The sequence below is a fragment of the Halopelagius fulvigenes genome (assembly GCF_042662625.1).
Classification (GTDB): domain Archaea; phylum Halobacteriota; class Halobacteria; order Halobacteriales; family Haloferacaceae; genus Halopelagius; species Halopelagius fulvigenes.
Genome location: NZ_JBHSXH010000009.1, coordinates 708,262 through 729,035, shown reverse-complemented (window position 1 = coordinate 729,035; position 20,774 = coordinate 708,262). Strand labels below are relative to the sequence as shown.

Genomic DNA, 20,774 nt, shown 5'->3' with positions numbered 1-20,774 from the left:
GACACGTATCGGAGTCGCCGACCCCGAAGTCGGAACCCATATCAGTCGGACTCCCCACCACCGTGAGGGAAGATGCTACTCGCCGGAACCGTCATCGCCGACTCCACAACCGTACACGACGACGGCGCGGTCGTCGTCGAGAACGACCGCATCGTCGCCGTCGGCGACAGAGCGGCGGTCGAAGACGCCCACCCCGACCACGAGGTTCGGGAGTTCGACCTCCTCCTCCCGGGCCTCGTTGGCGGGCACGTCCACTCCGTCCAGAGCCTCGGGCGAGGCATCGCGGACGACACCTCGCTCCTCGATTGGCTGTTCGACCACGTCCTCCCGATGGAGGCGTCGCTGGACGCCGAGGGGATGCGGACGGCGGCGCGACTGGGCTACCTCGAACTGCTGGAGAGCGGAACGACGACGGTCGTAGACCACCTCTCGGTGGCCCACGCCGACGAGGCGTTCGAGGCGGCGGCGGAGATGGGAATCCGCGGACGCCTCGGCAAGGTGCTGATGGACAAGCGCGCGCCCGACGGACTGTTCGAGGACACCGGGGAAGCCCTCGCCGAGACGGAACGACTCGTCGAGAAGTACCACGGCGCGCGCGACGGCCGGATTCGCTACGCCGTCACACCGCGGTTCGCGGTCAGTTGCACCGAGGAGTGCCTCCGCGGGGCGCGGGACATCGCCGACCGCTACGACGGCGTGACCATCCACACCCACGCCAGCGAGAACCGCGACGAGGTCGAAACCGTCGCCGAGGACACCGGGATGCGCAACATCGAGTGGCTTCACGAAGTCGGCCTGACCGGCGAGGACGTCGTGTTAGCCCACTGCGTCTGGACCGACGAGAGAGAGCGCGAACTGCTCGCTGAGACGGGGACGCACGTCACCTACTGCCCCTCCTCGAACATGAAACTCGCCTCCGGCGTCGCGCCCGTGGTGGACTACCTCGACCGGGGTATCAACGTCGCCCTCGGCAACGACGGCCCGCCGTGCAACAACACGCTCGACCCGTTCACCGAGATGCGGCAGGCGAGCCTCCTCCAGAAGGTCGAACACCTCGACTCGGAGGCGACGCCCGCGCGGGTCATCTTCGAGATGGCGACGGTCAACGGCGCGAAGGCCGCCGGGTTCGAACGCGTCGGCGAACTCCGCGAGGGGTGGAAGGCCGATATCGTCGCCCTCGATACGGACGTGACGCGCGCGACGCCGCTTCACGACGTGCTCTCGCACCTCGTCTTCGGCGCGCACGGCGACGACGTGGAGTTCACGATGGTGGACGGTCGGGTCGTGTACGACGAGGCGGCGGGCGGTCTGCAGACGGGCGACGCCGACGAGATACGGCGGCGCGCCCGGTCCGTCGAGTTCGACGGGGCCCCCGCGAACCCGGCGAACGGCGCGGCCGGAAGCGAGTGAAGCGACCGGACCGACGGGGACGCCGAGACCCGACCTACCGCCCTACCGGTTCGTGCCGCGCGCGGTACCCCTCGTCCGTCTCCGTCACCTCGTCCACGGCGTAGAGCGTCAGCGACCGCTCCTGTTTCGTCGTCACGGGGAACTCGTACGTCTCGGACTCGTACTCGAACGTCTCGCCCTCCTCGCGGCGTCGGGCGACGAACTCGCGGTGGTCGTCGAGACGCCGTGTCGCCACCTCTCGGGAGAGTGCGGGCGCGTTCGCCACCCGCCGGTCGAACGCGTCCGCGAAGCCCGCCTCCAGTTCGACGCCGACGGAGTTCCGACCGGCGACCATCGCCGCCAGCGACGTCGTTCCGGTCCCCCAGAACGGGTCGAGGACGGTGTCGCCGTAGACGGAGTACATGTTTATCAGGCGGTACGGCACCTCGAAGGGGTACGCGGCGCTTCGCTCCCGCATCTCGCCGAGCGAACCGGCGTCGTCCGAGGCGTCGGCGGCGTCGCCCGCGCCGGCCATCCGCTGTGAGGCCCCCGTCACGTCGGTCCACACGTCCGAGAACCAGCGGTTCCGTTCCTCCCAGAAGTACGCCGACTCGTACCGCGCCGAATCGCCGGGGTCGAACGACCGCGACCGCGACCCGTTGCGGAACACGAGGACGTACTCGTGTTCGAGGGTGACGTACGCGTTCGGCGGAATCATCCCGCTGCCCATGAACTTCGCCGCGCTATTGGTCGGCTTCCGCCACAGGACGTCCGGGAGCGGTTCGAAACCGAGGTCCGCGAACGCCTCGACGACCCGCGCGTGGTTCTGGTAGACGCGGAAGCTGTCGTCCACCTTCCGCGTCGCGTCGCCGACGTTGACGCAGGCGATGCCGCCGGGGACGAGGACGCGTTTCACCTCGCGCCAGACGTCCGCCAACACCTCGTGCATCGCGTCGAAGGCGGCGGCCCCGTCGCCGGCCGCGAGGGCGTCGGCGGCGTCCCGCGAGAGTTCGGCGAACTGGTCGTCCCACATCTCTATCATCGGGTACGGCGGCGACGTGACGACGAGTTCGACGGCGTCGTCGCCGACGGCATCCATCTCCCGGGCGTCGCCGACGACGACGCGGTGGCGCGACTCCATTGCGTCCACCGTACATTTCGAAATTAAATATGTCTGTCCCCGGTTCCGGGGTTCGGCGCGAGGGCGCGGCGAGGAGAGAGGGTCGGCGACGCGGTGTGTCCGACGCGCCGACTACTCCAACAGGTCGGCGGCGGCCCGAGTCACGACGTCCGCCACTTCCACCACGTCGTCGAGGTAGACGAACTCGCCCGCGGCGTGGATGTTCTCGCCGTCGGGGCCGAGGATGACCGTCGGGAGTCCGGCCCTGTCGCCGAGGTAGTTGAAGTCGCCGACGCTGGAGAAGTAGCCGTACGCGGGGTCCTCGCCCGTCACCTCGCGGGTGGCCGCCGCCAACGACCCGACGAGGGGGTGGTCCTCGTCGGTGACGTACGGGCCGTAGCGGATGTCGTCGGAGGGGGCCTCGCGGAACCCCACGTCCACCTCGCTCTCTAACTCGAGTTCGGAGACGACGCGTTCGGCGTCGGCGCGGACGCCCCCCTCCGTCTCGCCGACGACGACGTGGCGGTCCACCATCAACCGGGCGCGTTCGGGCACCGAGAGCGTCTGACTGCCGCCCGCTATCTTGAGCGGACAGACCGACCCGTCGCCGAGTTTCGGGTGCGACCCCGTCTCCATCTCCGCGAGTCCGGCGGCCACCTTCCCGGCGTCCACGACGGCGTTGACGCCCTCACTCGGTTTCGACCCGTGGGCGGCCTGCCCGCGCACCTCGATGTCGTAGAGGTATCGCCCGCGCGCGCCGAGGAGGAGGGCGGGGTTCTCGATGTCCTCCTGCGCCAGAACCGGGCCGGGTTCGGTGACGATGGCCGCGTCGCAGTCGTCGGTGTAGCCGTCCCGTATCAGGCGGTCCGTCCCGAGGCCGTACGGTCCCTCCTCGTCCACGACGGCCGTCAGAAGCACGTCGCCGCGGAGTTCCGCGTCCGACGCCGCGAGTGCCTCGAACGCCTTCATCACGGCGGCGAGGCCGCCCTTCATGTCGCAGGCCCCCTGCCCGTACAGTTTCCCGTCCTCGATTCGCCCCGACGTGGGCTCTTCCTCCCAGTCCTCAACGAGGAGGACGGTGTCCATGTGCGCGTTCAGGAGAAGCGTCGGCGCGTCGGGGTCCGACCCCTCCAGTCGCGCGACGACGTTCCGTCCCTCGTACTCGGTGATGTCGGGTTCGCTCACGCGGTGGTACTCGGGGTCGAGTCCGCGTTCGTCCAACCACCCGTAGACGAACTCGCTTATCTCGTCTTCCTCGAAGTACGGGCTCGGAATCCGCACGAGGTCCTGCAGCAGCGACACCGTCTCGTCGTAATCGACGGCGAGGTGCGGCGACGCGTCGGACTCGGAGGCGTCGGAACCGGGGGCGTCGCGTCCGTCAGTCATCGTCGGTCACCCCCTTTGCGCGCACCTGCGGGTCGTACTCGTCTGAGGGGACGCCCGGAAGCGTCGCCAAGATGGCCTCCACGTCCACGTCCTTCTGCCGCCCGCGGTACCAGAAGACGCCGAAGACGACGAGGCCGATAGCCACCCACGGCACGTAGACGGAGAGCGACCCCTGATACGCCTGCGTCAGGAGGCCGACGGAGCCGAGTCCGCCGACGAGTCCGGTCACCGAGAGGAGCGTCGGGCGGGTGAATCCGGCGCTCTCGGCGAGTCTGGAGTCCGTCCAGAGGATGTAGAGGACGGTGATGGAGACGGCGGCGTAGGCGATGAGGTAGCTGAACGTCGCGATGGCGATGGCCTGACTCAGGCCGGTGCTCCAGAACGTCAGCGCCGAGGCGACGACGTAGAGGGTCAGAAGCGACCAGTGGGGCGTGCCGAACCGGTCGGAGACGGAGGAGAACCACTTGGGGAACACCTCGTCCCACGCCCACGAGTACGGCATCTTGATGCCCGCCGCCATCACCGCGTGGACGCTGGAGGCGGTGGCCAACAGGCCGCCGAACGCGACTATCGCCGTCGCGCTATCGCCGAGGAACGCCTCCGCCGCCGTCGCCAGCGGTCGGGCTGAGTTCGCCAACACGGTGTAGTTGGAGACGACGCCGTAGATGACCGCGGAGGTCCACATGTACAGGACGATGAGGATGGCCGTCCCGCCCGCCATCGCGAGCGGGAGGTTCCGCGAGGGATTCTTCACCTCCGCGCCCATCTGCCCGGCGACGGCGATGCCGATGTACGCGTAGAACAGCGGCACCGCCGCGCCGACGAACCCGTCGAACCCGCCGGTGAAGAACGGCTGGTAGTTCGCGGGTTCGACGCTGAACGACCCCGGAATCACCAACACGAGGATGGAGAGGATGAGGACGGCGAAGATGGCGTTCTGCGAGACGGTGTACCCCTTCGTCCCGACGAGGTTGACCAGAAAGAGGACGGTCAGGAGACCGAACCCGGCGAGCGTCGGGTCCACCGCCGGGTAGAACACCTGCAGGTACGACCCGAACCCGATGGCGAGTGCGGCGTCAGCCGCCATGTACCCGAGCCACTTCGACCACGTGACGATGAAGCCCGGAAGCCGGTTCTCGAACGTCCGCGAGACGTACGCGTACGACCCCGCGGCCCCCGGAAAGATGGTGGCGACCCACCCGTAGTTGAGCGCGATGCTCATGGCGAGGATGCCCGAGAGGGCGACGACCAAGATGACGCTCGGTCCCGTCGTCGCACTCGCCGTCCCCAGCGTGACGAACAACCCCGCCCCGAGGGTGCCCGCCACGACGGTGCTGAGTGCGCCGAACAGCCCCATGTTCCGCTTGAGACTCCGCCCGTCGTTTACGTCAACAGATGACATGCTACTTCGTCTCAATCTGCTCCCGTATAGCGACCCTCCCTAGTATGAGAGGGCGGGCGCGGGGCGCGCGTCGTCCTCCGATTACGCTCCGTTACAGGACTGCGCCCCGACCGACGTTGCAGTAGTGGGGAGTTTCGTTACTCGCGATAGTGAGAGGACAACCGTCGTCTGCTGGACGTATCGAACGGACTATCTATGAAAATGCGGGTGAAGATTACCATTATCAGTCCAGCCCGCCCGAGACGAAGTACAGTAATCGAGATTACATAGTATGCGTCCACGCCGGTTACGGTGCGCGATTTAGAGACGTACGCTGTCGTCTCTTCCGGCGATTCCCACGCTGGCCGCATACACAGTTCAGACGGATACTGTGAGAGGTGCTCCACTACATGGCTTCCAGACAATCGCTCGACGCCGACGAGTTAGACCGGCTTCTCACCGTGCTCGCGGATCAGTACTGTCGCAGCGTCATCTTCCACTTCCGAGACGCGTCCGAGAACGCCGCTACGGTGGCCGACCTCGCGCACGAGGTCGAGGTAGAGGCCGATTTAGGGGCGACCGCCGTCCAACTGCACCACTCGGCGCTCCCTCGCTTAGACGACGTCGGTATCGTCGAGTACGATGCGAGGAGCAGTACGGTCCGGTATCTGGACGGTGTCGCCTCGAAGACACTGCTGGAGGAAGTCGAAACGCTCTCCCGGCGGTCCGGGTCCTGACGCGACGGCGTCGAACGGGACAGGTGGTACGACCGGGAGTCAGTCAACGTCCCCGAGGAGTTTCGACTCGGCCTTCCGGAGGTGTTCGAGCAACGTCGCCTTCGAGACGCCCGCCTCCGCGGCGAGTTCGCCCGCCGACACCTCCCGCGGCCACGTGTAGTACCCCCGCCTGCGCGCGAGTCGGTACACCTCGCGTTGCCGTTCCGAGAGGGCGTCCGTCCGGAACATCCCCGTCCCGTCCTCGGGCGCGGTGATGAGTTCGACGCGGACGTCGGCGTCCATCTCCTCGCGGACCTCCTCCAACCTGTCGTGGACGGTTCGGCGCGTCTCTTGGACGAGGACGGTCCACCGTTCGCGGCCGTCCTGCATCCGAACCGGTTCGTCCGGGATGAACCCCCGCGAGACGAGGGCGTCGTTGATGCTGTTCGAGAGGGCGTACCGGACGACGAGTCCGCGCGTCGCACTCCCCGTCACCGGCGTCTCCGCGCCCGCGGCCGTCTCTTCGTCCGTCTCCCACACCGACTCGGTGAGTTCGGAGTCGCGTACCGCGCCCACCAACGCGTCGAGTTCGTCCCTCGTATCGGCGTACGCCGTGAATCGCCCCGTCGCCGTCCCGTCGATGCTGTGGACGCCGTGGCCGAGGAGTCCCGCGTCCGTCCTCTCGGTCACCTCCAGCGTCCAGCAGTCGGGGTGCCAGATATCGAGCGTGACGCGAACCCCCCGTTCGGCCCGCCCCCCGCCCTCGGCGTCCTCTCCCTGTGTCGCCATTACGTCCCGTACCACGGGAGGCAGCGGAAAAACGTTTCCTCACAGTTTTCGACCGCTCTCGGCCGGTCGGCGGCGGGCGAGTCGTCCCGGCGAAATCACATCGTACTTCTCGTTCGAATCCGAGGTACGCGACGGATGACAGGACGGTTCGCCATCGACATCGAGACGGTGAGTCCGACGCTCGACCGCTACGAGAAGCCCCCGGACTTCGGCGACCCGCAGTACTTCGAGCTCCTCGCGGTCGTACTCGGGTACGAGTCGCCGACGGGAAACCAGGAGACGGAGATGCTCTTTCGGACCGCCGACTCCGCCGCGGACGAACTCGCCCTCTGCGGACGCGTCGCCGAGTGGATCGACGCGCGCGAGGGGGACCGATACCTCACGTACGGAGGCGAATCGTTCGACCGCCCGCAACTTCTCGGCCGCCTCGAACGGGCGAGAGCGGCCTGCGACGGCGACGCGGGGGCAGCGTCGAGACTCGCGCGGTTGCTCGAAGACGAACTGGCACACGACGACGTGCAACCGGACGCGTGGGACGCCTTCGGCGGGTACACCCGCCTCGAAGACGCCTGCGGGCGCGTCGGTATCGAACCCGAGGAGACCCGCTGGGCGGCGTACGAACACGGCATCGACCTCGACGAGGTGCGGCCGTCGAAGTACCGGGGCTTCCGGAAGGTACTCAACGCGGACGTCCCCGTCTTCGGCGAGCGATACGTCGCCCTCGCGGACGCGGGCGCGACGGAGACGCTGACGTTCCGCGCCCTGCGCGACCTGTTGGACCACTACGGCCGAGAGGACATCGTCCACCTGTTCGACCTCGCCGACGCCCGGCCGTTCGACGGCGACTGATCCTCGGACGGGGTTCGACGCTGTGGACTCCGATTCGGCGTAAAATAGCGCGGGGTGTGGACAGTACGCGTCGTCTCGTCGTAACCGTCCGAAGGGTGGAGTTAGGCCTCGCCCTGCAGCTGGCTGTAGTCGTAGTCGTTCGCCAGATTGACCAGCTTGTTGAGCGTCTGCTCCTCCTCTTCGAGCGTCTCGTGGAGGAGGTCGCCGGCGTCGTCCATCCCGAGTTGGTCGGCGAGTTTAGCGAGGCTTCCGTACGAGGCGATCTCGTAGTGTTCGACCTTCTGGGCCGAGACGTTGTCGAAGACTTCGAGTTCGGACGTGGAGGGGTCCTTCTGGGTGAACTCCTCGTGTTCCTCGATGAGGCCCCCTATGGCCTTGCACTCGTCGGCCTCGGGTTCCATTCCGACCTTCTCGAACACCTGTTCGAGTCTGTCTATCTGCCCTTGGGTCTGCTCGCGGTGTTGGGAGAACGCCTCCCGGAGCTCCTCGTTCTCCACCTCTTCGGACATCTCCTCCAACGCGTTCAGAATCTGCTGTTCGGCGCTGTACATGTCCTGCAGTTCGCTCTTGAACACTTTGTTGGGGCTGTCGGCACTCATAGAATCACCATCGAAAGCAGGGCGTCGTACGTCCGTAAACCGTTTGGCCGACCGAGTGGATGGTTCGATCCTATTCGACAGGACCGGTCGTCGAGTTAGAATATCTCGTCTGCCCGCGTTTCAGTCTCGACGTTGTCGTCCGCGACGCCGGCCGAAGGGGTGCGAACCGACGCGGAGCGGAGTGGCCCGGTCACTCGTCCGAGTCGAAGCGACGGTTACGCGGTCGAGAGGCTTCAGAAAGCCGAAAGCGGGTCTTCCGCTTCTACGAGGTCGCTGACCGCTCCGATGTCGTCCGCCGGCGAGATTCGCTTCTCCTCGGACGCGTACTCGACGATGCCCGCCTCGTCCAACTTCGGCAGGTGGTTGTGGTGTAGCGACAGCTCCACGCGTTGGACCTCCTTCGGGGTCAGGTCGTCGAGCGAAACGTCCCGCGTCTCCGCGGCGACTCGTTCGGCCAACGCTAGCAGGTGCACCGAACGGTCTTCATCCGCGAGGATTTCGACGACGGCGTCCCGGTGTTTCTCCCCGAGCACGGCGAAGTAGTCGTCGAGCGTCCCGTCGAACGGACTTCCGCCTTCTGTTGCTGCCATTTCGTTTCTACTTCGAGGAGCGTCCTCTTCCCCCCAGAGTGTTCTACCTAAATGTGTTGAGAACCGACATCCGTCTGTCAGTTCGAGGCGTCTCCGAACGCGGGGGACCGTCGGAGAGGACGGCTCACTCGGGGTCCGGGACGGAGTTCGACCCGGAGTTCCAAAGGTCGAAGAGTCGTCCGGTGGTACATCCGGTAACTCGCATGGATCCGCTTCTCACCCTCGACGAGGACCTACTGACGGGAACGGTCGTGGACCGCCCGAACCGCTTCGTCGTCTGCGTCCGCTTCGACGACGCGCCCGAACGCGCGTTCCTCGGCGACCCCGGAGCCCTCGAAGGCACGGTCGAACCGGGACGCGAAATTCTCTGCTCGCCGGTGGACGACCCCGACAGGGCGACGGACTACGACGCCATCGCCGTCGCCGTCGACGGGGTGTACGTGAGCGTCCGCACCGCGTTAGCGAACGACCTCTTCGAGCGCGCACTCGCCCGCGACGCGATACCGGCGTTCGCCGGGTACACCACCCGGAAACGGGAGCCCTCGCTCCCGGAGCACGGCCGAACGGACTTCCTCCTCGATACGCCGGGTGGTGAGGCGGCCTACGTGGAGGTCAAATCCTGCACGCACGTCGAGGACGGCGTCGCCGAGTTCCCCGACCGACAAACCGAACGCGGCCGTCGCCACCTCCGCAGCCTCGAAACCCTCCGCGAGGACGGGTACGAGACGCACGTCGTGTTCGTCGTCCAACGGCCCGACGTCGAACGCTTCCGCCCGTACCGCGAGGTGGACCCGGAGTTCGCCGACTTACTCGCACGCGTACGGGACGCCGGGGTCGGCGTTCACGCCGTGACGACCGCGTTCGAACCGCCGCACTACCGGCTTCGGAACGACGATCTGCCCGTCGAACTCGATTGAGAAGGGGTGCGCTGAGGATCGAGTGCCGACTCGGAGAGTAGCAGGTGTCGAAGAGAAGTGGGTTGGGGCGGATTCGAACCGCCGGCCTGCTCCGTGTGAAGGAGCCGTCATAACCGGGCTAGACCACCAACCCGCGTACGAAATCCTATCCCGGGCCGAGACTTAAACGTTCTTCTTCGGTTCGATTCGGCTTACTCCGCGGACCCGCCGCGGTAGCGTCGGATACCGCTCTGGGCGCGGCGCATCGCCTTCTTCCCGCCGACTTCGACGCGTCGCGGCGTCCGGCGGCGGAGTTCGGCTTCCAGACGCTGCCGTCCCGACGGGGGCACCTCCTCGGCCTTCTCGCGTCCGAGCATCTTGCGGACGCGTCGTTCGACCGGTTCGGCCTCCTCTCGGATGCCGACGGAGAGGTGTTCGCCCGCGCGTCGGAGGTAGTACCAAGCGTCTTCGAAGTGCTTGTTCATATCTGACCATAGGCAAGCAACAGATAAAAGGATTGTGTCGGTCGAGACAATGTTCTGACGTGGTAGCGGAGCGCTGTCGGGCGATGAGCGGAAGAACGGGGACGGGAGTTCAGTACGTCGGGGCGTCCTCGCGGACGCCGTCGCGTTTGTTCACGAGGCGCGCGAGGGTGAAGAGGGCGTCCGAGAGGCGGTTCAGGTATGCGACGGTCTGTTCGTTCACAGGTTCCTCCGACGCCAGTCCGACGGTCCGACGCTCCGCCCTGCGTGTCACCGCGCGCGCGTGGTGGAGTTTCGACCCGGCGTCGCTCCCGCTCGGGAGGACGAAGGAGTTGAGCTGGTCCAACTCCTCGTCGGCCTCGTCGATGAACGACTCCAGTTCCTCGACGTGTTCCGCCGTGGTGACCGGGGCGTCCTCGTCTGGGTCCGGGTTCGCGAGGTCCGCCTGTACGACGTGGAGGTGGTTCTGGACGCGTTCGAGTTTCTCGTCCACGTCGTCGTACCCCGTCGGACGGACGGTGCCGACGAGGGCATTCGCCTCGTCCACCGTCCCGTAGGCTTCGATGCGAGCGCTCGTCTTCGACACCCGGGACATGTCCCGGAGGTCGGTCATCCCCTCGTCGCCGCGGCCGGTGTATATCTTCATGTGGCCGCCAACGTCTCCTCGACGTACCGGAGGATGTTGTCGCTCTCGTTCATCGTCACGCCGCGTTCGTCGTCTACGAGCACCGGAACCGAGCGCTGACCGCTGACGCGCTTGACCTCGTTCCGTTCGGAGTGGAGCGCTTCCACCCACTCCGTCTCGTACTCCACGTCCCCCGCTTCGAGGGCGTCGTGGACCTTCTCGCAGTACGGACACCCGTCGAGAGCGTACAGCGTGATGCTCATACCCGTCCGTTCGGGTCGCGGAGGCAAAGAGATTTGGCCGGCGGCGAGGCGGACCGGGCGCGGGGCGACCGGACCGCGGCGCGAGTCGAACGGACCGGTGACGAACCCCCGCGAGTCCCTCACAATCGACTGACCACGATACGACGACGTGACAGAAGCGTTATTCGGCGCGTCTCGGTAGCGAGTGTATGGTCGATCTGGAGGAGACGTACATCGAGAACCGAGTGTTGGTCCAACCGGACGACACGAACAACTACGACATGGCCCACGGGGGCAACGTGATGAAGTGGATGGACGAGGTGGGAGCGATGTCCGCGATGCGGTTCTCGGGCGAGACGTGCGTCACCGCCCGGATGGAGGGCGTCGATTTCCACCGGCCCATCCCGCGCGGCGACACGGCACTCATCGAAGCGTACGTCTACGATGCCGGGACGACGAGCGTCAAGGTCCGCCTCCGCGTCTTCCGGGAGGACCCCCTCACGGGCGAGAGGGAACTGACGACGGAGTCGTACTTCGTCTACGTCGCCATCGACGAGGCGGGCGACCCGACGGAGGTTCCCGACCTGAGCGTCTCCTCGGAGCGGTCCCGGAAACTCCGCGAGGAGGCCGTGACCGACGAACGAGAGGACGCCGCTCAGACGGCCTGAGGCGGCGACGGCGCGTCCTCCGACGCCCTCGCCGCGTCACGAACCGTTTTTGCCCGTCCGGTGGAACTGACCCCCATGCCAACGCGAGTCGCCATCCACTCGTCCGTCGAGCGAATCTTCCCGCCGGAGAAGTTGCAGTCGCTCCTCTCGGAGTTGGACGTCGAGGTGAGCGACGACGTCGCCGAAGGGACTGCGTCCGGTGACGCCGGCGACTTCGACGCCGTCGTCTCGTTCGGCTACGAACCGGGGTTTCTGGAGGCAGACCTCGATTGGATACACTGCGTCCGCGCCGGGTACGACGAGTTTCCGCTGGACGCCCTCCGCGAACGCGGGGTGCGACTGACGAACAGCACCGGCCTCCACGGCGACTCGGTCGGCGAGACGGCGCTGGGGTTCATGCTCCAGTTCGCGCGCCGCCTCCACCGCTACCGGAGCGACCAAGCCGACAAGGCGTGGAACCCGCCGACGTGGGACGAGGCGTTCACCCTGAACGGCGAGTCCGTCTGCGTCGTCGGACTCGGAACGCTCGGTCTGGGCGTCGCCCGCCGCGCGGACGCCCTCGGGATGGACGTCGCAGGCGTCCGGCGGACGCCGACGCCCGTCGAGCACGTCTCGGAGGTGTACACCCCCGACGAGTTGGTCGGAGCGATATCCGACGCTCGGTTCGTCGCCCTCACCGTCCCCTTGACCGACGAGACGGAGGGGCTACTCGGCGCGGCGGAACTCGACGCGATGCGGGAGGACGCCTACCTCGTCAACGTCGCGCGGGGCGGCGTCGTGGACCAACCGGCCCTCGTCGAGGCCCTCCGGTCGGGCGACATCGCCGGCGCGGGCCTCGACGTGTTCGCGGAGGAACCCCTCCCGAAGGACTCGCCGCTCTGGGAGATGGAGAACGTCGTCGTCACCCCGCACGCCGCCGCCGCGACGGTCGATTACGCAGACCGAATCGCGGCGCTCGTCCGCGAGAACGTCCGCCGGCGCGAGGCGGGCGACTCCCTGACCAACCTCGTCGTCTGAGCGGTCCGCCCTCGCTCGCGCACTCCCGCACGCGAACCCGCCGGGGCGACGCAGACGGCCCGACCGACGCTCCCCGGAACCGACGCCGCTCCGGTCGGAGCCGGCGAGGACGCGTCTAAACGTAATCTGTATATGATGGTTCGGCTGAGAAACATTTATTGTTCACTCTACAGTGGCAATTGTCATGGTTACACATATCACGGATAACGGTCGACGGGGTTCCGCTCGCACGCCGTACCGTCGTCCGATTCCGGGGGGTGAAGAGGGATGAGCGACGCCGAGGGAGGGGTGCTCGACGAGTTCCTCGAAGAGATAGACCGGACGGTCTTCCTGTTCGGCGCGCTGCTTACGGTCGGCGTCATCCTCGCGTTCTTCCTCAGTCCGAGCACCGTCGAGAACGGGATTTCGTCGCTGAACAGTTCGATGCTCAGCGCGTTCAACTGGGCGCTCCTGTTGATCGTGTTCCTCGTCGTCGTCTTCCTCCTGTTTCTCATCGTCGGCCCGTGGGGGTCGATCAAGTTGGGCGACTCGTCGCCGGAGTACAGTTTCCTGTCGTTCTTCGCGATGCTGTACTCCGCGGGCTTCGCCGCCGGCGTCGTGTTCTGGGGGCCGACCGAGGCGCTGTTCTACTACGCGAACCCCTCGCCGCTGTTCGAAAACGTACAGGGCGGCTCCGCCGAGGCGATGACCGTCGCCGTCCAGCAGACCCTGTTTCACTGGGCGTTACCGCAACTCGCGGTGTTCACCATCATGGGAATCGCCATCGGCTACTTCGCGTACAACTACGAGAACGTGCCGCTGCGCGTCTCTTCGGCGCTGACGCCGATCATCGGGGCGGACAACCTCGACGGACCGTTCGCGAAGGTCATCGACATCCTCGCCGTCTTCGCGACCATCGGCGGCGTCGCCACGTCGCTCGGCTTCATCGGGAGCCAGTTCATCACCGGGTTAGACTACCAGTGGGGGATCAGCATGGGGAACCTCGGCATCCTCCTCGTAGTGACCTTCATGACGCTGCTGTTTACGACCTCGATGGTGCTCGGCGTCGACAAGGGGATCCGTCGGCTCTCGAACTTCAACATGATCCTCTTCGTGGTCCTCATGCTCGCGACGTTCGTCGCCGGCCCGACGCTGTTTCTCATCCTGCTCGGCACGCAAGCGTTCGCCGGCATGATCGACGACTTCGTCATGATGAGTCTCTTCACCGGCGCCGGTCCGTTCGGGTCCGGTAACCCGACGGCCACGAACTGGATGAACACGTGGACCGTCTTCTACTGGGCGTGGGCGCTCTCGTGGTCGCCGTTCGCGGGCCTGTTCATCGCCCGCATCTCCAAGGGTCGCACCGTCCGCGAGGTGGCGTTCACCGGCATCGTCGCGACCTCCGGGGCGACCATCCCGTGGTTCACGTTCGTCGGCGGGACCGCCGTGTGGGCGCAGCACAACGGCATCGCCGACTTCAGCGAGGTGATCTCCGGTAACGTCGGCCCGGAAGTCGCCGGCTTCATCCTCTTCGAGGCGTTGCAGTTCACGCTGAACGTCGGCGGGTCCTCGGTAACGATACCGATCGGGACCGTCCTGATGTACATGTTCCTGATCCTCGTGACGACGTTCTTCGTCACCTCGGCGGACTCCTCGACGCTGGCCGTCTCGATGATGACCACCGGTGGGAAGGCCCGCCCCTCGACCATCAACCGAATCTTCTGGGGGGTCGTCCTCGGTCTGACGGCGGCCATCCTGATGATACTCGGCGGCACCGGCAGCGCGAACACCCTCCAACAGGCGGCCATCATCACCGGCACGCCCTTCGCCTTCGTCTGCTTCCTCGCGATGCTCTCTCTCATCAAGGACTTCGGCTCGAACTACGGCCGCGTGCTCCTCCAGGACGAGACCGTCCTCTTCGGAGCGAGTCGGAAGTCCGAACCCGAACCTCCGGGCGCCGGCGGGACCGCCGAGTCGGACGACGACTGATGCTCCCCGCCTCCCCGGCCGACGGTCCGGTTCTCCGATCCGACCGCCGTACCGTCCGCGCTCCGGGAGAAATCGGGACGTCGTATCAGCATCGGTGACTGTCTCGGATACATATATTTTGAGAAGGCATTTACCACTGCTCTCTGAGGGCAGCCTAATGGTCCACCGCCGAACGATTCTCGCGACCTGTGGCGCGTTGAGCGCAAGTCTCGTTGCCGGCTGTTCGACGGACGGGGGCAGCCAAGCCGATGCGGCCCACCGCGACGGCACTTCGTCGACGGGCACCATCTCCGAAGGACAGTCGGTTGGTGCCGGCTTTCGCCCGACGATACCCGCTTCGCTCGGGACGATGGAGAGGATAGGGAACGAGTGGATCGGTTCGAGCAGAGGAAACCCGGAACCGCACGGCGTTCTCGTGTGGAACAGCGGAGCGTCCGACCACAGCGTGAGCGAACGCATCTCCCGCGATGGAGAGCGCATCTACGACGGGAACGGGCGGACATTGAACCCGGACACGTACGCGTTGATACGCCTGCGCGATTCGGGGCGGTACCGATACCGGATTCGCAGCGACTCCGCGGAAGTCGAGTTCGGCATCTCCACATCTCAGTTCGAAAGTTTTCACTCGGCGACGGTGGTCGAGTTCACCGAGGACGGCGCGGCCGCGCGAACCGTCGCCGACGCCGAGTGGTACGACATCTTCACCACAGACCCCGAGAGCGGACGGTAACCCCCCTTTTCTCGTCGCGTTCGTACGCGGACCGAGCGGTCGGTTTCCTCGGTACGAAGCCGCGAGAGCGGACACAGAGTACGTGCACCGAGAGTGTCGCCTCGACCAACGGATTTCCGTATCGCGATATGCGATATATCGCCCGCGAGATTACCGTTCGAATCAGTATCTTCAACTTCGCGCGTCGCGGAGCGTGCGGTATGAGCCTCGAGATGGAGTACGACTGCCCCGAGTGCGACAACAGCCAGTTCTGGCGGACGGCCTACATGGAGATACACCTCGGGAAGAAGACGAAGTGGCGCTGCAGCGAGTGCGGCTACGGCTTCATCAACATCGACGACGGCATCACCACCGCGAAAGCGTAATCCGCGGAAAAATCGCGTTTCTACTCTTCTTCGGCGTCGAGCGCGCGCCACGAGAGTCGCGGGTTCCGCGCGGCGCCGGCTTGGTCGATGCGCCGCGCCGTCGTCCGCGAGGGCGCGCGTTCGAGTTCCTCCTCGGAGTCCGCGAGCGACTCGTTGAACGCGCGCGCCAAGTCGTCCAGGGAGTCTCGGTTCTCCACCTCCGTCGGTTCGGTGAGCATCGCCTCGGGGACGAACTCGGGCCACTTCGTCGTCGGCGGGTGGACGCCGTAGTCGAGCATCCGCTTGGCCACGTCCGCAGCGTCACGAGAACGCTTCGCGTTTTCGTTGGCCCGAGAATCGCCGCCCGATTCTCGAACGTCGCGTTCGCCCGCCGTCGCGGCGAACTCGTGGTGGAACGGGCCGTACGGAACCTCCAAGTCCACCTTCTCGGCGAGGTAGTTCGCGTTGAGGACGGCCTTCGCGCTGGCGTCCGCCAGTCCCTCGTCGCCGAGACGGGCGATGTAAGCGTACGCCTTCACGAGAACCAGCCAGTTACCGGCGTAGCCGTGGACTTTGCCGACCGTTCGCTCGGGTTCGTACAGTTCGTACGACCCGCCGCGTTCGCGGACGTGCGGACTCGGGAGGAACTCCGCGAGCTCCTTGACGACGCCGACCGGTCCCGCGCCGGGGCCGCCGCCGCCGTGCGGCGTCGCGAACGTCTTGTGGACGTTGTAGTGCATGATGTCGAACCCCATGTCGCCCGGGCGGCCGCGGCCCAACAGGGCGTTGAGGTTCGCGCCGTCGTAGTAGAGCAGTCCGCCGGCGTCGTGGACCATCTCCGCGATTTCGACGATGTCTCGCTCGAAGAGGCCAACCGTGTTCGGGTTGGTGAGCATCAGCGCGGCGGTGTCCTCGGAGACGGCGGCGTCGAGGGCGTCCACGTCCACGCGGCCGTCCTCCCCGGAGGGGAGTTCGACAACGTCGTACCCCGCCATCGCGGCGGTGGCGAAGTTGGTGCCGTGCGCGGAGGCGGGGACGATGACCTCGCTGCGGTCGTTGCCGTTGGCCTCGTGGTACGCCTTCGCGACGAGGATGCCCGCGAACTCGCCCGCCGCGCCCGCGGGCGGTTGAAGCGTCACGGCGTCCATGCCGCCGATTCGGCCGAGGTAGTCCTGCAGGTCGGACAGGAGTTCGAGCGTCCCCTGGACGCTCCGCGCGGAACGGTCGGGGTGGACCGCCGCGTTCGGGTCTGCGGCCACGTCCTCGGTGAACGAGGGGTTGTACTTCATCGTACACGACCCGAGGGGGTACGGCCCCGTCTCCACGCTCCAGTTCATCTGCGAGAGGCGCGTGTAGTGCCGCGCCAGTTCGGGTTCGGACAGTTCGGGCAGTTCCACGGAATCGCGCGTCAGGTCGTCGGGGAGGGGCGAGTCCTCCGCGTCTATCTCGACGCGCGTCGAGTTCTTCTCCGAGAGGAGCGGTTCGTACACGTCCTCGCGGGCGTAGCGTGCTTGGTCGAAATCCATCAGAGAACCTCCTCGAACGCCGCGACGAGGGCGTCCGTCTTCGAGGCGTTCAGGTCGGTGACGCAGACTTGCAGGCGGTGTTCGCCGACGACGTGGACGGCGAACCCCTCCGCTTCGAGGTCGGAGGCGATGGCCCTCGCGGGTTGGTCCACGTGGACGACGAACTCGCGGAAGTGGTGCCTGTCGTGGACTGGGGCGCGGACGCCCTTCAGGCCGTCCAACTCGGCGGCCAACGCCTCGGCGTCGGTGACGCACCGTTTCGCCAGGTCCACGAGGCCCGACGGGCCGAGGGAGGCGACGTGCATCGCCGTCCGCAGGGCCACCCACGCCTGATTCGTACAGATGTTCGAGGTGGCTCGCTCCTTGCGGATGTGCTGTTCGCGCGTCTGCAGCGTCAGCGTGTACGCGCGCTTGTCGGCGGCGTCTTCGCTCGCGCCGACGAGGCGGCCGGGAACCTGCCGGAGGAACTCCTCGCGGGTGGCGAACAGGCCGAGTCCCATGCCGTAACTCGCCGGCATGCCGAGTGCGTCTGCCTCGCCGACCACCACGTCGGCGCCGACGGCGGCGGGTTCTTCCAACAAGGCGAGGGCGACGATGTCCGTCCCGAGACAGAACAGCGCACCGCTCTCGTCGGCGATGTCGCCGATTTCGGAGAGGCGCGGTTCGATGGCCCCGCGGACCGTCGGGTTCTCGGCGTACACCATCGCCACGTCCTCGTCCACCCGCGCTTCGAGGGCGTCGATATCGACGGTGCCATCGTCCGTCGCGTACGTCTCGACGTCGAGGTCGGTTCCGGCGACGTAGTTGTCGAGGACGCGGCGTTTCCCCTCGCGGAGAATCTCGGGGACGAGGACGCGGCCGCCGGAGACGCGGCGCGCGCGCCCGGCGAGTCGCGCCGCCTCCGCGAGTGCGGTGGCGTCGTCGTACATCGAACAGTTCGCCACCGGCAGACCCGTCAGTTCGACGAGCATCGACTGGTACTCGAAGAGAACCTGCAGGAACCCCTGCGTTATCTCCGGTTGGTACTGGGTGTACGAGGTGAGAAACTCTGACCGCCGCGAGAGGTCGTCCACGAGGGACGGAACGTAGTGGGAGTGGTGGCCGCGGCCGAGGAACTCCGTCAGGTCGTCGTTCTTCGACAGCGTAGTCGCAATCTCCCGTCGGACGTCGCGTTCGCGGCGGGCCTCGATGCCGAACTCGCCGTCGAATCGGACCTCATCGGGGATGTCGAAGAGGTCCTCCTCGCTCTCCGCGCCGACGGCGGCGAGCATCTCCCTCGTCTCTGCGTCCGTGTGCGGTGCGTAGGGGCTTCCCCGCGTCATTCGGTCTGTTCGCGGTACTCGTCGGGCGAGAGCAACTCGTCGAACCCTCCCTCGTCGGTCACTTCGACCTTCAGCATCCACCCGTCGCCGTACGGGTCGTCGTTGACGTACTCGGGGTGGTCGAACAGGTCGTCGTTGACCGCCACGACCGTGCCCGAGACGGGCGCGTACAGGTCGGAGACGGCCTTGATGCTCTCGACGACGCCGAACTCCTCGCCCTGCGCGACGTCGTCGCCCTCGTCGGGCAGTTCGACGTAGACGACGTCGCCCAGTTCGTCCTGCGCGAAGTCGGTGATGCCGACGGTTGCAGTGTCGCCGTCTGTGGTTGCGTACTCGTGCGATTCCAGGTACTTTCGATCTTCGGGAACTTCGAACATTTATCTGTCCTCCAAGAACGGTGGTGTGACGATTTGCGCGCGCTTCTCCTCGCCGCGGACGACGACGGTGACCCGCGAGTCGGGGGTCGCGTACTCCACCGGAACGTACCCGAGGGCGATGGACTCGCCCAGCGTCGGACTCATCGTCCCGGAGGTGACGCGGCCGATGACGTCGCCGTCCTCGTCGGTCACGTCGTGCCCGTGGCGGGCGATGCCGCGGTCCAGCAGTTTCATCCCGACGAACTTCTCGTCGACGCCCTCCGCCTCGACGCGTTCGAGAGCGTCTCTCCCGACGAACTCGGTGTCGAGTTTCACCGTGAAGCCGATGCCCGCCTCGTAGGGGTTCCGCGGTTCCTCCTCGGGGTCGAAGTCCTGCCCCGAGAGGAGGAATCCCATCTCGATGCGGAGGGTGTCGCGGGCCCCGAGGCCGCAGGGCTGGCAGTCGAACGCCTCCCAGACCGTCTCGGCGTCCTCGGACGGACAGAGTATCTCGAACCCGTCTTCGCCCGTGTAGCCGGTTCGCGCGACCCACGACCGGACGCCGGCGACGTCGGCGTAGGCGGCCTCGAACTTCGAGAGGTCCGAGACGTCTCCGTCCGCCGCCGTCACGAGGCCGGGCGCGTCCGGCCCTTGGACGGCGAACATCGCCCACTCGTCGGTGACGTTCCGGACGGCGGCGTCAAGGTTCCACTCGTCGCGGTACTCCGTCCACCGCCGGTACATCTCCTCGTCGTGGCCCGCGTTGGGGACGAACAGGTACGTCTCCTCCTCGGGGAGGCGGTAGACCACGGTGTCGTCGAGAATCGTGCCCTCGTCGTCGAGTATCGCCGCGTACTGGGAGTCGCCCGGCGAGAGGTTCGTCACGTCGTTCGTCGTCAGGCGTTGCATCAGCGTCGTCGCGTCGGGGCCGGACACCTCTATCTCCCCCATGTGGGAGACGTCGAAGATGCCCGCCGACTCGCGGACCGACGCGTGTTCGTCTCTGATAGAGTCGAACTCGACCGGCATGTCCCACCCGCCGAACTCCGTGAACTTCGCGTCGCGCGCGGCGTGTACCTCGCGTAACGGCGGTTTGCGAAGGGCCATGGTATCAGGTTGGCACGCGGCAAGTAATGCTTTGGTATGCCGGAGGCGGGCGTCCTCGCCGGGAGGACAGTGCTGATAAACTGGATAACGCGATATCAAATCGGCGGCGGCGGGGCCGAGGCGGCGTTCCGGAACGCGCGCGAACGTCGTTGCGCGCCGAGAACAAAGTCACACCGACAGTGAAATCGCTCGGAAGGAGGGTTCAGCCACGACAACGACGACCGCTCTCGAACGAAGTACCGCCCGAACACGCATCGAGACCAACGAAACGACGCCGAGTGGCCCATCCAAAGCGATCCAGAATTACGAGGGAGTACGGGAGGTTGATGTACGAATCTCCGCCCGAAGACTGCGAAGTTCAGAACAGGGACGTACCCTACGTCGTTACGGCGGTCAGCGCGCACCGCTCATCAGGAGAGGGGCGTCCGATTCGTCCGGAGGTGCTCGGACAGTCGGACGAGTGCTGTCCCGAGAAGGACAACTGCAATTCCAGTTAGTGCGATAAACGCCGTCGTTTCGGGGTCTCCACTCGCTAATGCGAAGAGAGACATTGACCCGAGAACGACTGTTACAGCGAATAGCAACTCTATCGCGCTACTATTCAGTTCGAGCCAGCGTGACGGTAGGCCGAACTCGCTCCGCCGATTGTAACTCATACAGAGAAATGTAATC

Annotated in this window: 23 protein-coding genes and 1 tRNA gene; 9 read left to right on the top strand and 15 right to left on the bottom strand. The window is 66.3% G+C overall.

The features are described from left to right. Positions 1 to 72: 72 nt before the first annotated feature. Positions 73 to 1,410 (top strand): 5'-deoxyadenosine deaminase, encoded by a 1,338-nt coding sequence (locus tag ACFQEV_RS06235; protein WP_379693725.1) that lies wholly within the window; start codon positions 73 to 75, stop codon positions 1,408 to 1,410. A gap of 34 nt (positions 1,411 to 1,444) precedes the next feature. On the opposite strand, the gene ACFQEV_RS06230 is transcribed toward ACFQEV_RS06235, so the two are convergent. From ACFQEV_RS06230 to ACFQEV_RS06220, 3 genes are all read right to left on the bottom strand, one after another. Continuing rightward, a complete protein-coding gene (locus tag ACFQEV_RS06230) occupies positions 1,445 to 2,530 on the bottom strand; it encodes a DNA-methyltransferase (RefSeq protein ID WP_379693723.1) in 1,086 nt (361 codons plus the stop codon). 111 nt (positions 2,531 to 2,641) lie between these two features. Beyond that, positions 2,642 to 3,895 carry a M20 family metallopeptidase gene (locus ACFQEV_RS06225; protein ID WP_379693721.1) on the bottom strand — a complete coding sequence of 418 codons (1,254 nt, stop codon included), beginning with the start codon at positions 3,893 to 3,895 and terminating at the stop codon, positions 2,642 to 2,644. After that, positions 3,888 to 5,297 (bottom strand): APC family permease, encoded by a 1,410-nt coding sequence (locus tag ACFQEV_RS06220; RefSeq protein WP_379693719.1) that lies wholly within the window; start codon positions 5,295 to 5,297, stop codon positions 3,888 to 3,890. The genes ACFQEV_RS06225 and ACFQEV_RS06220 overlap by 8 nt, the downstream gene beginning before the upstream one ends. A gap of 389 nt (positions 5,298 to 5,686) precedes the next feature. On the opposite strand from ACFQEV_RS06220, the gene ACFQEV_RS06215 reads away from it, so the two are divergent. Beyond that, a complete protein-coding gene (locus ACFQEV_RS06215; protein ID WP_379693717.1) occupies positions 5,687 to 6,013 on the top strand; it encodes a DUF7344 domain-containing protein in 327 nt (108 codons plus the stop codon). 39 nt (positions 6,014 to 6,052) lie between these two features. On the opposite strand, the gene ACFQEV_RS06210 is transcribed toward ACFQEV_RS06215, so the two are convergent. Continuing rightward, a complete protein-coding gene (locus ACFQEV_RS06210) occupies positions 6,053 to 6,781 on the bottom strand; it encodes a helix-turn-helix domain-containing protein (protein WP_379693714.1) in 729 nt (242 codons plus the stop codon). A 135-nt stretch (positions 6,782 to 6,916) separates the two neighbouring features. Here ACFQEV_RS06210 and ACFQEV_RS06205 point away from each other — a divergent pair, with 135 nt between their 5' ends. Then, positions 6,917 to 7,630: a hypothetical protein gene (locus ACFQEV_RS06205; RefSeq protein ID WP_379693711.1), complete on the top strand. Its 714-nt coding sequence runs from the start codon at positions 6,917 to 6,919 to the stop codon at positions 7,628 to 7,630. A 101-nt stretch (positions 7,631 to 7,731) separates the two neighbouring features. On the opposite strand, the gene ACFQEV_RS06200 is transcribed toward ACFQEV_RS06205, so the two are convergent. Next, a complete protein-coding gene (locus tag ACFQEV_RS06200) occupies positions 7,732 to 8,229 on the bottom strand; it encodes a YciE/YciF ferroxidase family protein (RefSeq protein WP_379693708.1) in 498 nt (165 codons plus the stop codon). A 233-nt stretch (positions 8,230 to 8,462) separates the two neighbouring features. Further along, a complete protein-coding gene (locus tag ACFQEV_RS06195; RefSeq protein ID WP_379693706.1) occupies positions 8,463 to 8,819 on the bottom strand; it encodes a DUF7344 domain-containing protein in 357 nt (118 codons plus the stop codon). 203 nt (positions 8,820 to 9,022) lie between these two features. Between ACFQEV_RS06195 and sfsA the strand changes: the two genes are divergently transcribed. After that, positions 9,023 to 9,736 (top strand): DNA/RNA nuclease SfsA, encoded by a 714-nt coding sequence (sfsA, locus tag ACFQEV_RS06190; protein WP_379693703.1) that lies wholly within the window; start codon positions 9,023 to 9,025, stop codon positions 9,734 to 9,736. A gap of 58 nt (positions 9,737 to 9,794) precedes the next feature. On the opposite strand, the gene ACFQEV_RS06185 is transcribed toward sfsA, so the two are convergent. The 4 genes from ACFQEV_RS06185 to ACFQEV_RS06170 form a co-directional block, all read right to left on the bottom strand. Further along, positions 9,795 to 9,869, bottom strand: a tRNA-Val gene (locus tag ACFQEV_RS06185). Positions 9,870 to 9,927: 58 nt separating this feature from the next. Beyond that, positions 9,928 to 10,200, bottom strand: coding sequence for a DUF7553 family protein (locus ACFQEV_RS06180; RefSeq protein WP_379693700.1), 273 nt, complete (start codon positions 10,198 to 10,200; stop codon positions 9,928 to 9,930). Positions 10,201 to 10,309: 109 nt separating this feature from the next. Continuing rightward, a complete protein-coding gene (locus ACFQEV_RS06175; protein ID WP_379693697.1) occupies positions 10,310 to 10,843 on the bottom strand; it encodes a cob(I)yrinic acid a,c-diamide adenosyltransferase in 534 nt (177 codons plus the stop codon). Further along, positions 10,840 to 11,085, bottom strand: a complete 246-nt coding sequence (locus tag ACFQEV_RS06170) for a glutaredoxin family protein (RefSeq protein ID WP_379693693.1) — start codon at positions 11,083 to 11,085, stop codon at positions 10,840 to 10,842. Before ACFQEV_RS06170 ends, ACFQEV_RS06175 begins: the two co-directional genes overlap by 4 nt. A 188-nt stretch (positions 11,086 to 11,273) precedes the next feature. Here ACFQEV_RS06170 and ACFQEV_RS06165 point away from each other — a divergent pair, with 188 nt between their 5' ends. The 5 genes from ACFQEV_RS06165 to ACFQEV_RS06145 all read left to right on the top strand — a co-directional run bounded on the left by ACFQEV_RS06165 (position 11,274) and on the right by ACFQEV_RS06145 (position 15,812). Beyond that, positions 11,274 to 11,732 (top strand): acyl-CoA thioesterase, encoded by a 459-nt coding sequence (locus ACFQEV_RS06165; RefSeq protein WP_379693690.1) that lies wholly within the window; start codon positions 11,274 to 11,276, stop codon positions 11,730 to 11,732. Positions 11,733 to 11,807: 75 nt separating this feature from the next. Further along, positions 11,808 to 12,749: a D-2-hydroxyacid dehydrogenase gene (gene ddh / locus ACFQEV_RS06160; protein WP_379693687.1), complete on the top strand. Its 942-nt coding sequence runs from the start codon at positions 11,808 to 11,810 to the stop codon at positions 12,747 to 12,749. A 267-nt stretch (positions 12,750 to 13,016) separates the two neighbouring features. Continuing rightward, positions 13,017 to 14,717 carry a BCCT family transporter gene (locus ACFQEV_RS06155; protein ID WP_379693684.1) on the top strand — a complete coding sequence of 567 codons (1,701 nt, stop codon included), beginning with the start codon at positions 13,017 to 13,019 and terminating at the stop codon, positions 14,715 to 14,717. A gap of 157 nt (positions 14,718 to 14,874) precedes the next feature. Further along, entirely contained in the window at positions 14,875 to 15,447 is a 573-nt protein-coding gene (locus ACFQEV_RS06150) for a hypothetical protein (RefSeq protein WP_379693681.1), read from the top strand. 200 nt (positions 15,448 to 15,647) lie between these two features. Then, positions 15,648 to 15,812, top strand: a complete 165-nt coding sequence (locus tag ACFQEV_RS06145; RefSeq protein WP_379693679.1) for a DUF7838 family putative zinc beta-ribbon protein — start codon at positions 15,648 to 15,650, stop codon at positions 15,810 to 15,812. Between the two features lie 20 nt (positions 15,813 to 15,832). On the opposite strand, the gene gcvPB is transcribed toward ACFQEV_RS06145, so the two are convergent. The 5 genes from gcvPB to ACFQEV_RS06120 all read right to left on the bottom strand — a co-directional run bounded on the left by gcvPB (position 15,833) and on the right by ACFQEV_RS06120 (position 20,758). After that, positions 15,833 to 17,317, bottom strand: coding sequence for an aminomethyl-transferring glycine dehydrogenase subunit GcvPB (gcvPB, locus tag ACFQEV_RS06140; protein ID WP_379693677.1), 1,485 nt, complete (start codon positions 17,315 to 17,317; stop codon positions 15,833 to 15,835). Further along, entirely contained in the window at positions 17,317 to 18,639 is a 1,323-nt protein-coding gene (gene gcvPA, locus ACFQEV_RS06135; RefSeq protein WP_379693674.1) for an aminomethyl-transferring glycine dehydrogenase subunit GcvPA, read from the bottom strand. The genes gcvPB and gcvPA overlap by 1 nt, the downstream gene beginning before the upstream one ends. After that, positions 18,636 to 19,016, bottom strand: a complete 381-nt coding sequence (gcvH, locus tag ACFQEV_RS06130) for a glycine cleavage system protein GcvH (protein WP_379693672.1) — start codon at positions 19,014 to 19,016, stop codon at positions 18,636 to 18,638. The genes gcvPA and gcvH overlap by 4 nt, the downstream gene beginning before the upstream one ends. Further along, positions 19,017 to 20,102 carry a glycine cleavage system aminomethyltransferase GcvT gene (gcvT, locus tag ACFQEV_RS06125; RefSeq protein ID WP_379693670.1) on the bottom strand — a complete coding sequence of 362 codons (1,086 nt, stop codon included), beginning with the start codon at positions 20,100 to 20,102 and terminating at the stop codon, positions 19,017 to 19,019. Positions 20,103 to 20,512: 410 nt separating this feature from the next. Beyond that, complete coding sequence (locus ACFQEV_RS06120) at positions 20,513 to 20,758, bottom strand: hypothetical protein (RefSeq protein WP_379693668.1); 246 nt, start codon at positions 20,756 to 20,758, stop codon at positions 20,513 to 20,515. Positions 20,759 to 20,774 lie beyond the last annotated feature (16 nt).

What these genes read in the sequence shown, in the direction of transcription:
- ACFQEV_RS06235 (WP_379693725.1), top strand. Translation starts at nt 73, where the DNA reads ATGCTACTCGCCGGAACCGTCATCGCCGACTCCACAACCGTACACGAC.
- ACFQEV_RS06230 (WP_379693723.1), bottom strand. Translation starts at nt 2,530, where the DNA reads ATGGAGTCGCGCCACCGCGTCGTCGTCGGCGACGCCCGGGAGATGGAT.
- ACFQEV_RS06225 (WP_379693721.1), bottom strand. Translation starts at nt 3,895, where the DNA reads ATGACTGACGGACGCGACGCCCCCGGTTCCGACGCCTCCGAGTCCGAC.
- ACFQEV_RS06220 (WP_379693719.1), bottom strand. Translation starts at nt 5,297, where the DNA reads ATGTCATCTGTTGACGTAAACGACGGGCGGAGTCTCAAGCGGAACATG.
- ACFQEV_RS06215 (WP_379693717.1), top strand. Translation starts at nt 5,687, where the DNA reads ATGGCTTCCAGACAATCGCTCGACGCCGACGAGTTAGACCGGCTTCTC.
- ACFQEV_RS06210 (WP_379693714.1), bottom strand. Translation starts at nt 6,781, where the DNA reads ATGGCGACACAGGGAGAGGACGCCGAGGGCGGGGGGCGGGCCGAACGG.
- ACFQEV_RS06205 (WP_379693711.1), top strand. Translation starts at nt 6,917, where the DNA reads ATGACAGGACGGTTCGCCATCGACATCGAGACGGTGAGTCCGACGCTC.
- ACFQEV_RS06200 (WP_379693708.1), bottom strand. Translation starts at nt 8,229, where the DNA reads ATGAGTGCCGACAGCCCCAACAAAGTGTTCAAGAGCGAACTGCAGGAC.
- ACFQEV_RS06195 (WP_379693706.1), bottom strand. Translation starts at nt 8,819, where the DNA reads ATGGCAGCAACAGAAGGCGGAAGTCCGTTCGACGGGACGCTCGACGAC.
- sfsA (WP_379693703.1), top strand. Translation starts at nt 9,023, where the DNA reads ATGGATCCGCTTCTCACCCTCGACGAGGACCTACTGACGGGAACGGTC.
- ACFQEV_RS06180 (WP_379693700.1), bottom strand. Translation starts at nt 10,200, where the DNA reads ATGAACAAGCACTTCGAAGACGCTTGGTACTACCTCCGACGCGCGGGC.
- ACFQEV_RS06175 (WP_379693697.1), bottom strand. Translation starts at nt 10,843, where the DNA reads ATGAAGATATACACCGGCCGCGGCGACGAGGGGATGACCGACCTCCGG.
- ACFQEV_RS06170 (WP_379693693.1), bottom strand. Translation starts at nt 11,085, where the DNA reads ATGAGCATCACGCTGTACGCTCTCGACGGGTGTCCGTACTGCGAGAAG.
- ACFQEV_RS06165 (WP_379693690.1), top strand. Translation starts at nt 11,274, where the DNA reads ATGGTCGATCTGGAGGAGACGTACATCGAGAACCGAGTGTTGGTCCAA.
- ddh (WP_379693687.1), top strand. Translation starts at nt 11,808, where the DNA reads ATGCCAACGCGAGTCGCCATCCACTCGTCCGTCGAGCGAATCTTCCCG.
- ACFQEV_RS06155 (WP_379693684.1), top strand. Translation starts at nt 13,017, where the DNA reads ATGAGCGACGCCGAGGGAGGGGTGCTCGACGAGTTCCTCGAAGAGATA.
- ACFQEV_RS06150 (WP_379693681.1), top strand. Translation starts at nt 14,875, where the DNA reads ATGGTCCACCGCCGAACGATTCTCGCGACCTGTGGCGCGTTGAGCGCA.
- ACFQEV_RS06145 (WP_379693679.1), top strand. Translation starts at nt 15,648, where the DNA reads ATGAGCCTCGAGATGGAGTACGACTGCCCCGAGTGCGACAACAGCCAG.
- gcvPB (WP_379693677.1), bottom strand. Translation starts at nt 17,317, where the DNA reads ATGGATTTCGACCAAGCACGCTACGCCCGCGAGGACGTGTACGAACCG.
- gcvPA (WP_379693674.1), bottom strand. Translation starts at nt 18,639, where the DNA reads ATGACGCGGGGAAGCCCCTACGCACCGCACACGGACGCAGAGACGAGG.
- gcvH (WP_379693672.1), bottom strand. Translation starts at nt 19,016, where the DNA reads ATGTTCGAAGTTCCCGAAGATCGAAAGTACCTGGAATCGCACGAGTAC.
- gcvT (WP_379693670.1), bottom strand. Translation starts at nt 20,102, where the DNA reads ATGGCCCTTCGCAAACCGCCGTTACGCGAGGTACACGCCGCGCGCGAC.
- ACFQEV_RS06120 (WP_379693668.1), bottom strand. Translation starts at nt 20,758, where the DNA reads ATGAGTTACAATCGGCGGAGCGAGTTCGGCCTACCGTCACGCTGGCTC.